Origin of the sequence: Frigidibacter albus, from assembly GCF_009908165.1 — a bacterium.
Classification (GTDB): domain Bacteria; phylum Pseudomonadota; class Alphaproteobacteria; order Rhodobacterales; family Rhodobacteraceae; genus Frigidibacter; species Frigidibacter albus.
Window position 1 is genome coordinate 55,247 of sequence record NZ_JAAAUC010000015.1, and the last position, 9,719, is coordinate 64,965.

At 66.8% G+C, this 9,719-nt stretch carries 9 protein-coding genes and 1 pseudogene; 7 read left to right on the plus strand and 3 right to left on the minus strand.

From position 1 onward, the window contains the following. The first annotated feature begins 10 nt into the window (after window positions 1-10). From GVY41_RS18465 to GVY41_RS18490, 6 genes are read left to right on the plus strand one after another with little or no spacing between them, the layout of a single operon-like run. On the plus strand, window positions 11-1,513 hold the full coding sequence (locus tag GVY41_RS18465; RefSeq protein WP_161348488.1) for a tripartite tricarboxylate transporter permease: 1,503 nt from the start codon (window positions 11-13) through the stop codon (window positions 1,511-1,513). After that, the gene (locus tag GVY41_RS18470) at window positions 1,510-3,027 is read left to right on the plus strand and encodes a class I adenylate-forming enzyme family protein (protein ID WP_161348489.1); all 1,518 of its coding nucleotides are present in this window, start codon (window positions 1,510-1,512) and stop codon (window positions 3,025-3,027) included. The genes GVY41_RS18465 and GVY41_RS18470 overlap by 4 nt, the downstream gene beginning before the upstream one ends. Beyond that, a complete protein-coding gene (locus GVY41_RS18475; RefSeq protein ID WP_161348490.1) occupies window positions 3,024-3,845 on the plus strand; it encodes an enoyl-CoA hydratase in 822 nt (273 codons plus the stop codon). Before GVY41_RS18470 ends, GVY41_RS18475 begins: the two co-directional genes overlap by 4 nt. Window positions 3,846-3,857: 12 nt before the next feature. Further along, window positions 3,858-4,610, plus strand: a complete 753-nt coding sequence (locus tag GVY41_RS18480; RefSeq protein WP_161348491.1) for an enoyl-CoA hydratase-related protein — start codon at window positions 3,858-3,860, stop codon at window positions 4,608-4,610. Further along, a complete protein-coding gene (locus GVY41_RS18485) occupies window positions 4,607-5,434 on the plus strand; it encodes an enoyl-CoA hydratase (protein ID WP_161348492.1) in 828 nt (275 codons plus the stop codon). The genes GVY41_RS18480 and GVY41_RS18485 overlap by 4 nt, the downstream gene beginning before the upstream one ends. 22 nt (window positions 5,435-5,456) lie before the next feature. Beyond that, complete coding sequence (locus tag GVY41_RS18490; protein WP_161348493.1) at window positions 5,457-6,386, plus strand: SDR family oxidoreductase; 930 nt, start codon at window positions 5,457-5,459, stop codon at window positions 6,384-6,386. A gap of 3 nt (window positions 6,387-6,389) precedes the next feature. Here the strand turns inward: GVY41_RS18490 and GVY41_RS18495 are convergent, their stop codons facing one another. From GVY41_RS18495 to GVY41_RS18510, 3 genes and pseudogenes are all read right to left on the minus strand, one after another. Then, on the minus strand, window positions 6,390-7,289 hold the full coding sequence (locus tag GVY41_RS18495; RefSeq protein WP_161348494.1) for an enoyl-CoA hydratase-related protein: 900 nt from the start codon (window positions 7,287-7,289) through the stop codon (window positions 6,390-6,392). Window positions 7,290-7,300: 11 nt separating this feature from the next. After that, a pseudogene (locus GVY41_RS18500) lies at window positions 7,301-8,026 on the minus strand (enoyl-CoA hydratase/isomerase family protein). Window positions 8,027-8,099: 73 nt separating this feature from the next. Continuing rightward, complete coding sequence (locus GVY41_RS18510) at window positions 8,100-9,245, minus strand: acyl-CoA dehydrogenase family protein (protein ID WP_161348497.1); 1,146 nt, start codon at window positions 9,243-9,245, stop codon at window positions 8,100-8,102. Between the two features lie 153 nt (window positions 9,246-9,398). Between GVY41_RS18510 and GVY41_RS18515 the strand changes: the two genes are divergently transcribed. Further along, window positions 9,399-9,599, plus strand: coding sequence for a hypothetical protein (locus GVY41_RS18515; protein ID WP_161348498.1), 201 nt, complete (start codon window positions 9,399-9,401; stop codon window positions 9,597-9,599). The last annotated feature ends 120 nt before the right edge of the window (window positions 9,600-9,719 follow it).

Sequence of the window (9,719 nt, forward strand, 5' to 3'; positions counted from 1 at the left end):
GGGACAATCCATGGAATTTCTGAGCAACCTCGGGATCGGCTTCGGCGAAGTGCTGACGCTGACGAACCTGTTCTACTGCTTCATGGGCGTGCTTCTGGGCACCCTGATCGGCGTGCTTCCGGGCCTTGGGCCGGCGGCGACCATCGCCATGCTGCTGCCGGTGACCTTCACCCTTGATCCGTCCACCGCGCTCATCATGCTGGCAGGCATCTATTACGGCGCCCAATACGGCGGATCGACAACCGCGATTCTTGTCAACCTACCGGGGGAATCCTCGGCGGTGGTGACGGTGCTCGACGGCTACCAGATGGCCCGTCAGGGCCGGGCAGGGGTGGCGCTGGCCACTGCCGCGCTGGGGTCGTTCTTCGCGGGCTGCGTGGCCACGCTGCTGATCGCCGTGGCGGCGCCGATCCTGGCGCGCTTCGCGCTGGAATTCCACGCGGCGGACTACTTCTCGTTGATGGTGCTGGGTCTGATCGCCTCGGTCGCCCTGGCGCAGGGGCCGCTGCTGAAGGCGCTGGCGATGATCATCCTGGGGCTGATCGTCGGCATCATCGGGATCGACATCACCTCGGGCGCCTACCGGATGACCTTCGGCGTTAATGAACTGCTGGACGGCGTGTCCATCGTGGCCGTGGCCATGGGCATCTTCGGTCTGGGCGAGATCATCCAGAACCTCGCCTCGCCCGAACCCGAGCGCACGGCCTACAAGGCCAAGATGTCGAACATGATACCCAGCAAGGCCGAGATGAAGCAGATCGCCATGCCTGTCGTACGCGGCACCGCGCTCGGCTCGATCCTGGGCATCCTGCCGGGCGGCGGCGCGATGTTGTCCTCCTTCGCGGCCTATGCGATCGAGAAGCGGATCTCGAAGAACCCCGAGAAGTTCGGCACCGGCGCGATCGAGGGCGTCGCGGCGCCCGAAAGCGCCAACAATGCTGGCGCGCAGACCTCGTTCATCCCGATGCTGACGCTGGGCATCCCGTCGAACGCGATCATGGCGTTGATGGCGGGGGCGATGCTGATCCAGGGCATCCAGCCCGGCCCGGGCGTGATCCGCGAACAGCCCGAGCTGTTCTGGGGTCTCATCGTGTCGATGTGGATCGGCAACCTGATGCTGGTCATCCTGAACCTGCCGCTGATCGGCATCTGGGTGAAGCTGCTGACCATCCCCTACAAGTTTCTCTTCCCCGCGATCATGACGTTCTGCGCCATCGGGGTGTTCACGCTGAACTTCTCCAGCTTCGACGTCTACATCATGGTCATCTTCGGCTTCGTGGGCTTCGCCTTCCGCCGCCTTGGATGCGAACCGGCGCCGTTCCTTCTGGGCATGGTTCTGGGCCCGATGATGGAAGAGTATCTGCGTCGCGCCATGCTGCTGTCGCGCGGGGATCCTATGGTCTTCGTCGAGCGGCCGATCAGTGGCACGCTTCTGGCCATTGCGGTGTTCTGTATCGTGGCGGTGTCGCTGCCGGCCATCCGCTCCAAACGTGAAGAGGCTTTCCAGGAATGAGCGCGACCGAAACCATCGAGACTGTCCACTATCTTGACCGTCTGCGTCGGATCATGGCGCTGGACCCCTCGGTCTGGGCGATCGAGTTCCGGGACGAGACGGCAAGCTGGAGCGATCTGGCCGCAGTCTCCGAAGACTTGGCCGCCGCATTGTCGGCGGCCGGGGTTGGCACCGAATTGTCGGTGGGGGTGGTTCTGAAGAACCGCCCCGCCTCGGCGCTGGCGGTGGTCGGCCTGCTGTTGTCGGGCCATTCCATCGTGCTGCTGAACCCGATGCAGCCCGAAGGCAAACTCGCCGCCGAGATCGAGCAGCTGAAACTGGCCGCCGTGGTCGCCCGCGGCGAGGACTGGACCCCCGCTCTGGTCGCCGGGGCCAAGGCGGCGGGCAGCCGTGTGCTGGTGGTCGATCTGGCCGCACAGCCGAAGGTCGCCCTGTATCCCGAACTGTCGGCCGCAGGCGCGGGCCCGTTCCGCGCCGCCGATCCCGCCACGCAGATCGAGATCCAGACCTCCGGGACTACCGGGGCGCCCAAGCGCATCCTGATCACCCGGGCCACAGTGGAAAGCGCTCTGGTGGATGGTGTGCGCAGCGAAGGCGGAAAGGAGATTCGCCTGCAACGCTCGCCCAACTTCCTGTTCGCGCCGTTGCCGCATACGGCGGGCATCCTGCAACTCTTGATGTCCTTCTACGAAGGGCGTCCGGTGATGCTGTTCGAACGCTTCGACATAGCCGAGTTCCGCCGCGCGCTGACCCGCCACCGGCCCCGCTTCATCAGCCTTCTGCCCGCGATCCTGCGGACGGTCCTGCAAAGCGACCTGACGCGCGAGGAGATGTCCTCGGTCATCGCGGTGCGCTCGGGTTCGGCCGCGCTGTCACCCGATGCGCAGCGCGAGTTCGAGGACCGTTTCGGCGCGCCCGTGCTGTGCAACTATGGCGCGACCGAGTTTCTGGGCGTGGTCGCAAGCTGGACCTATGAGGAGCACAAGAAATGGGGCCGCGCGAAGCTGGGCAGCGCCGGTCGCGCCCGGCGTGGCACCAAGTTCCGCATCGTCGACCAGGAGACATTCGCGCCCCTGCCCACCGGGGAACGCGGGTTGCTGGAGGTTGATGCCACCAGCCTTGGCCTGAAACCCGGCTGGACCCGCACCACCGACATCGCCAGTCTCGATGCCGATGGGTTCCTGTATGTGCATGGCCGTTCGGATGACGCGATCATCCGGGGCGGGTTCAAGATCCTTGCGACGCAGGTCGCCGAAGTGATCCGCAGCGCGCCCGGCGTGGCTGATGCCTTGGTCGTCGGCATCCCCGACGAAAGGCTGGGCGAGGTCCCGGTCTGCGCGGTCGAGCTGCAACCCGGCGCCGAGGTGACCGAGGCCGGGCTGACCGCCTTCGCCCGCGAGAACCTGACCTCCTATCAGGTGCCCGCCAAGTTCCGCATCGTCGAGAAGCTGCCCCGCACGATCTCGATGAAAGTCTCGCTTCCCGAAGTCCGCAAGCTGTTCGCCACATCATGACCGACGAAGTTCTTCTGACCCAAAATGACGACGGTGTGCTGACCGTCACCATGAATCGGCCCGACCGGCTGAACGCGCTGACCATTCCGCTGATGCGCGGGCTGGAGGAAACCCTGCGCGCGGCGGCGACCGATCCCGCGGTGCGCGTCGTGGTGCTGACCGGCGCCGGGCGCGGCTTCTGTTCCGGCGGCGACATGCGCGAGGGCCGCAAGGACGACCGTGCCGGCGACCGCCCCAAAACCGATCCGCGCTACAACGCGCTGGAAGAACGATTCGACCGGGTGCGCAGCTTCTCGGACGCGTCACTGCATCTGTTCCGAATGAGGAAACCGACGATCGCCGCCGTGCGCGGCCCCTGCGTGGGTGCCGGTTTCGCGATGTCGCTGGCCTGCGATTTCCGCGTGGTCAGCAACACGGCAACCTTCCTGACCGGCTTCATCTCGGCAGGCTTCTCGGGCGACTATGGCGCGGCCTGGTTCCTGACCCAGCATCTGGGCACCGCCAAGGCGCGCGAGATCCTGATGCTGAACCCGAAACTGGACGCCACGGCGGTTGACCGGTTGGGCCTTGTGACCCGTCTGGTAGAGGATACCGAACTCGAGGCACAGGCCGCAGCCCTTGCCCGACAATTGGCCGATGGTCCGCCCGTCACCCTGCGGGCGATGAAGCAGAACTTGAACTCAGCCCTGACCGAAACGCCGGAGGCGGCGATGGATATCGAGATCGTCAACATGGCCCGCACCACTGGGACCGAGGACCAGAAAGAGGCGGTCATGGCGATGATGGAAAAGCGCAAGCCGGTGTTCCGGGGCGTCTGAGGAGACACGTGCATGGATGAACCGCTGATCCTGGAACGGCCGGATCCGGCGATCCTGGTCTTGCGCCTGAACCGGCCCGAGGTGCGCAACGCGGTGAACCCGCCGTTGCGGGCCGCCCTGCGCAGGGCGCTGGAAGAGGCCGCCGAACATCCAGCCGTATCGGTCGTGATCCTGACCGGCGGGCCGGACATCTTCAGCGCGGGCGCCGATCTGAAGGCGCTGAACCAGCCCGGCGGCACGGTCAACACCGGCTCGGTCGAGATGTGGACGGCGCTGAACAGCTTCCCCAAACCGCTGATCGCGGCGGTCGAGGGCCATGCGGTGGGCGTGGGCTGCGAGATCGCTCTGGCCGCCGACATGGTGGTGGCTGGCCGCAACGCCACTTTGCGCCTGCCCGAGGTCAAGCGTGGCTTCCTGCCCGGCGCGGGCGGGACGCAGCGGATGATCCGGGCCGCGGGCAAGGCGCGGGCGATGCGTTTCGTCATGACCGCCGCCCCCATCGACGCCGCCACCGCCGCGGACTGGGGTCTGCTGTCCGATCTGGTGGAGCCGGGGCAGGCGCTGGTCCGCGCCATCGAACTCGCGCGTGAGATCGCGTCGATGCCGTCTGCCTGCATCCTCGCGGTCAAGAGGCTGATGGTGGACGGCCCCGACATGCCCTTGCCCCAGGCGATGGTCATGGAACGGGCTGCCCTGCGCGAATTGCTGGACAGCCCCGACCGCCACCGGCTTTCACAGGGATTTCTGGACGGGAAATCGAAATGAGCGACGTTCTGCTGACCGAGTTGGTCGATGGCGTGATGACCATCACCCTGAACCGCCCCGAGGTGCGCAACGCGCTGAACCAGCCGCTGTTCCTGCGCCTGACCCGCGCCATCGAGGATGCGGGCGACGACCCGGATGTCCGCTGTGTCGTCATCGCGGGCGCGGGCGTCGCCTTTTGCGGCGGCGGCGATCTAAACAGCAAGGGCGTGGCCGATCCCGATTTCCCGATCAACGCCAAGCAGTCGCGCGAAGAGGGCTGGCCCACCGCTGAGATGCGCAGCGACCGGTTGTCGCGCTATGGCCAGGCCTTCTATCGCCTGCATGTCATGGGCAAGCCCACCATCGCGCGGCTTCAGGGCTCGGTCGTGGGGGCAGGGCTATCCCTGGCGCTGGCCTGCGATTTCCGCATCGCGGCCGAGGACACGAAGATCATCACCGGCTTTGTCGATGTCGGCTATTCCGGCGATTGCGGAATCAGCTATTATCTCCCGCTGATCGTGGGTCCGGCTCGGGCGCGCGAGCTTCTGCTGCTCTCCCCCAAGCTGACCGCGGCCGAGGCCGCCGCCATGCAGCTTGTGACCCGCGCCGTTCCGGCCGCTGAACTGGATGCCGAGGTTGGCGCGCTGGCCCGGCGGCTGGCGGGTGGCCCGACGATCGCCTACCGCTACATCAAGCGCAATCTGGCGCTGGCCGAACAGGCCAATTTCCATGAGGTGCTGGAGGCGGAGACCATCACCCAGCGGATGGCGGCCAATAGCGAGGATCACAAGGAGGCCGTCACCGCCTTCCGCGAGAAGCGAAAGCCGGTGTTCCAGGGGCGCTGAACGCCTCAAGAGGGGGAGTTCCATGGCGAAGTCACTGAGCGGTCGCACCATGTTCATCACCGGGGCCACCCGCGGGATCGGGCGCGCCATAGCACTTGCCGCCGCGCGTGAGGGGGCGAATGTCGCCCTTCTGGGCAAGACCGACACCCCGCACCGCTATCTGCCCGGCACCGTGCAGGAGGCCGCCGAGGCGATCGAGGCGGCGGGCGGGCGCGCGCTGCCGGTCATCGCCGATGTGCGCGACGATGCGGCGGTGGCCGAAGCCGTGGCCCGCACGGTGGAGACTTTCGGCGGCATCGACATCTGCGTGAACAACGCCAGCGCTATTGATCAGGCGGGTGTGCTGGACACCGACATGAAGCGCTTCGATCTGGTGCATGACATCATCGTGCGCGGCGCGTTCCTGGTCTCGAAATGCTGCCTGCCGCATCTGCTGCGCGCGCCCGCGCCGCATCTGATGATGCTGGCCCCTCGGCCGAACTTGGATCCCGCGCGGCTGGGGCGGTCGCTGCACCAGTCGATGGCGAAATACGGCATCGCGATGCAGGTGATCGGCATGGCCGAGGAGTTCCGCGACCAGGGTGTCGCCGTCACCGGCTTGTGGCCACGCGCCGGGATCGCGACCGCCGCCATCGAGTTCCGCCGCGGCGACGAGGCGCTGCGCCATTGCCGCAAGCCCGAGATCATGGGCGATGCCGCCGTCTCGATCTTCCGCCGCCCGGCGGTCGAGGTGACAGGGCGGTTCTCCCTGGATGACGAGGCCCTGCATGAGGCAGGGGTGCGCGATTTCTCAGCCTACGTCGTCGAGCCCGGGCAGCCCCTGTGGCTGGCCGACTGGCGGCGCGATGCCGCCTTGCCGGAGTGGTCGGACCCGATCGTGCCGCCCCCGGGCGAGGCGGGCCGCAACGCCCGGGGGGTGATCCCGGGCGAGGGCGCCGCCAAGACGCAGTAGCGGCTACAGGGGCGGGCCGCGATACTCCGGCTCGTCCCACCAAGGGTAGTAGTCGGGCATGTCGGTGGAAACCTTGCCCGGAAACGCCGGCGGCCGCTTTTCGCGAAAGGCGGCGGCGCCCTCCTGGGTGTCGGCGCTCATCCCTCGGTTGGTGATGCCCCAGCTTTCCACCCGATGCGCCTCCATCGGGTGGCGCATGGCCTGACCCCGCCAGATCATCTGCCGCATGACGGCGGCCGAGACCGGCGCGATGCTGGCCGCGATTTCCGCCGCGATGGCGCGGGCCTTCGGCATCAGCTCTTCCGGGCGGACCAGATGATTGAACATCCCCGCCTCGGCCAGTTCGGGGGCGGGCACGTTGCGGGCGGTCATCGCCCATTCCAGCGCCTTGGCCATGCCGACGGCACGGGGCAGGAAATAGGAGGAACAGCCCTCGAACACGATGCCGAACTTGCCGTAGACGAAGCCCATCCGGGCAGTGTCGCTGGCGATGCGGATGTCCATCGGCAGTGTCATGGCCGAGCCGATGCCCACCGCCGGGCCGTTGATCGCCGCGATCACCGGCTTGAGGCTGCGGAAGATGCGCAGGGCCAGCGTCCCTCCGCCATCACGCGCGGTTTCCAGCGTGTAGTCGAACCTGCCATCGGCGCGCTGCGGGTTGCCGGGGCGGGTGGATTTGTCGAACACATCCTTGCCGCTCGACAGATCCGCCCCTGCGCAGAAGGCCCGGCCCGCGCCGGTGACCATGACGGCGCGCACGCTGTCATCGTCATCGGTCAGGTCGAAGGCGCGGATGATCTCGGCCGGCATGGCGGGGGTCAGCGCGTTCATCTTCTCGGGCCGGTTCAGGGTGATGGTAGCGATGTGGTCGGCAATCTCGAACCGGATCAGGTGGAAATCCATGGTGATCCCCCTCAACCGCGCGCGACCCGGAGGGCGGCGCTGATCGCCTGATATTCCGGCCCGTCGAACAGGCGCGACTGCATGTCATTCTCGCGCGTCATCGCGGCATGAAGGTCGGGATCGGTCAGCGCATTGACCAGCGCCTTCTGCGCGGCGGCGGCCTGCGGCGGCACCCCGGCCAGCTTGCGGCACAGATCCATCGCCTGCGCGTCCAGATCGTCCGGCGCGCAGGTCCAGTCCACGATCCGCCAGTCCAGCGCGGTCCGGGCCGAGATCGGCTCGCCCGCCATCATTAGCCATTTGGCCCGCGCGGGACCGGCAAGCTGCGTCAGAAAGGCTGACCCGCCGGTGTCCAGCGCCAGGCCGTATTTCACCTCGGGCAGGCCGAAGCACAGATCATCGGCAGCGATGCGCATGTCGGCGGCAAGCGCCATTTCGGCGCCGCCGCCGATGACATGGCCCTTCAGCGCGGCGACCAGCGGTTTCGGCATGTCCACCTGCCTGCGCCGGACGGATTACGAAAAGGCGATGTAATCGTGATGCGCCCACCCCTCCCGCCTCTGACCCAATTGCCGCGTGTCGCGCCCGGCGCAGAAGGATTTGCCCTCTCCCCGCATCAGCACGCAGCGGACGGCCACGTCCCCCGCGAAGGCCTCCAAGGCTGCCCCGATCGCCTCGCGCATCTCGTCGGACACGGCGTTGTGCGCCTCGGGGCGGTTCAGGGTGAGGATGCCCACCCCCGTCCTCGGTCACACGTGTCAGGACCAGCGGCTCCGGTCTGGTCTGGTCTGTCATGATGGTTCCTCCCGTTCAGTCGGTATCGCGCGTCAGGCCCAGCCCGCGTTCGGCGATGATGTTGCGCTGGATGTTCGAGGCACTCCCGGCGATGGCGGTGCCCAGCGAGCCCATGAACTGGTTGTTCCACCGCTCGGCCCCCGCGCCGGGACCGGGTTCCAGCAGCGCGGCATCGCCCATCAGCTCACGCGCAAGGGCCGACACGTCCTGCAGGATGCCCGTCAGGAACAGTTTCGACACCAGGTCGAACAGCCCCGGTTCCTGCCCGGCGGTCCGCATTGCCAGCTGGCGCGATTGCGAATGGCGCAGCGCCTGCCGCGCTCCGTCGATGGCGGCCAGCCGCTCGCGCATGCGGGGGTGCTGGATCGCCGGGCGACCGTCGATCACCTGACGCCGCGCCAGCGAGAGCAGCTGGTCGAAGGGAATGCGGTCAATGTCGCCGATGGAGACACGTTCGTGTTTCAGCGTGGATTTCGACACGCGCCAGCCATCGCCTTCCGGCCCCACGGTCCAGTCCGCGGGGGTGCGGGCATCGGTCAGAAACACCTCGCAGAACCGCCGCTCGCCATTGATGGCCCGGATCGGGCGGATTTCCACCCCCGGCTGGTGCAGGTCCAGCAGCAGATAGGTGATTCCTTCCTGCCGCCGCGACCCCGGCACGCTGCGCGCCAGCAGGAACATGAACCGGCAGCGGTCGGCGTGGGAACTCCAGATCTTGTGGCCGTTGATGACCCATTCGCCGCCCCGCCGCTCGGCCCGGGTGCGGAGCGAGGCCAGATCGCTGCCCGCCTGTGGTTCGAAATAGCCCTGCGCCCAGTCGATCTCGCCTTCGATCGTGGGTCGGATGATGCGCTGTTTCTGGTCTTCGGTCCCGTGCTCCAGAAGCGTGGGCACCAGCATGGCCACGCCATTGCAGCCAAGTTCCACCGGGGCGCGGGCGCGGGTGAACTCCTGCCGGATGATGGCGCCGCGGGTCAAGTCGAACACTTGTCCAGAACCGCCGTAAGCTGTTGGTATCGAACGATAGAGATAGCCCGCCGCCCCCGCCCGCCGCCGGAACTGGGCGATCCGCGCGGGATCCTCGGTCGGCCGCCAATTGCCGTGCAGGAAGGCCTGCACGTCGTGGCGAATGCCGGTCTCCGCCTCGGCATGCGGGGTCATGCCCAACTCATGAAGGGAACGCGACGTAAGGTTACTAGGTCAGATATGTGCGTCAAGAGATACGCTCAGGCAGCAATAAAAGATATTTACGCACACCACCATAACTAGGTTATCCTTCAATCGCGGCTTGGCCGCGATGTGGGAGGAAGAAACATGATCATCAAAGGTGTCATCAAAGGTGTCATCAAGGGCGTCGCCGTGATCGCGGCTCTGGCCTGCGGGCCTGCCCTGGCACAGGACTATCCAACGAAAGCCGTCACCCTCATCACGCCCTATGCGGCGGGCGGGGCGACCGACGGCTACACCCGCGCCTTTGGCGAGTATCTGGAGCGCGTCCATGGCCTAGGTGTTTGATCCCATGGTTTGATGGTGCGATCCTTTCGAAGGAATGGAAGGAAGCACTATGGGACAAGTTCGTCACGGGAGCGCCACGACCACGCACGCCGTCAGAGCAGCAATACAGCGATCGCAAGC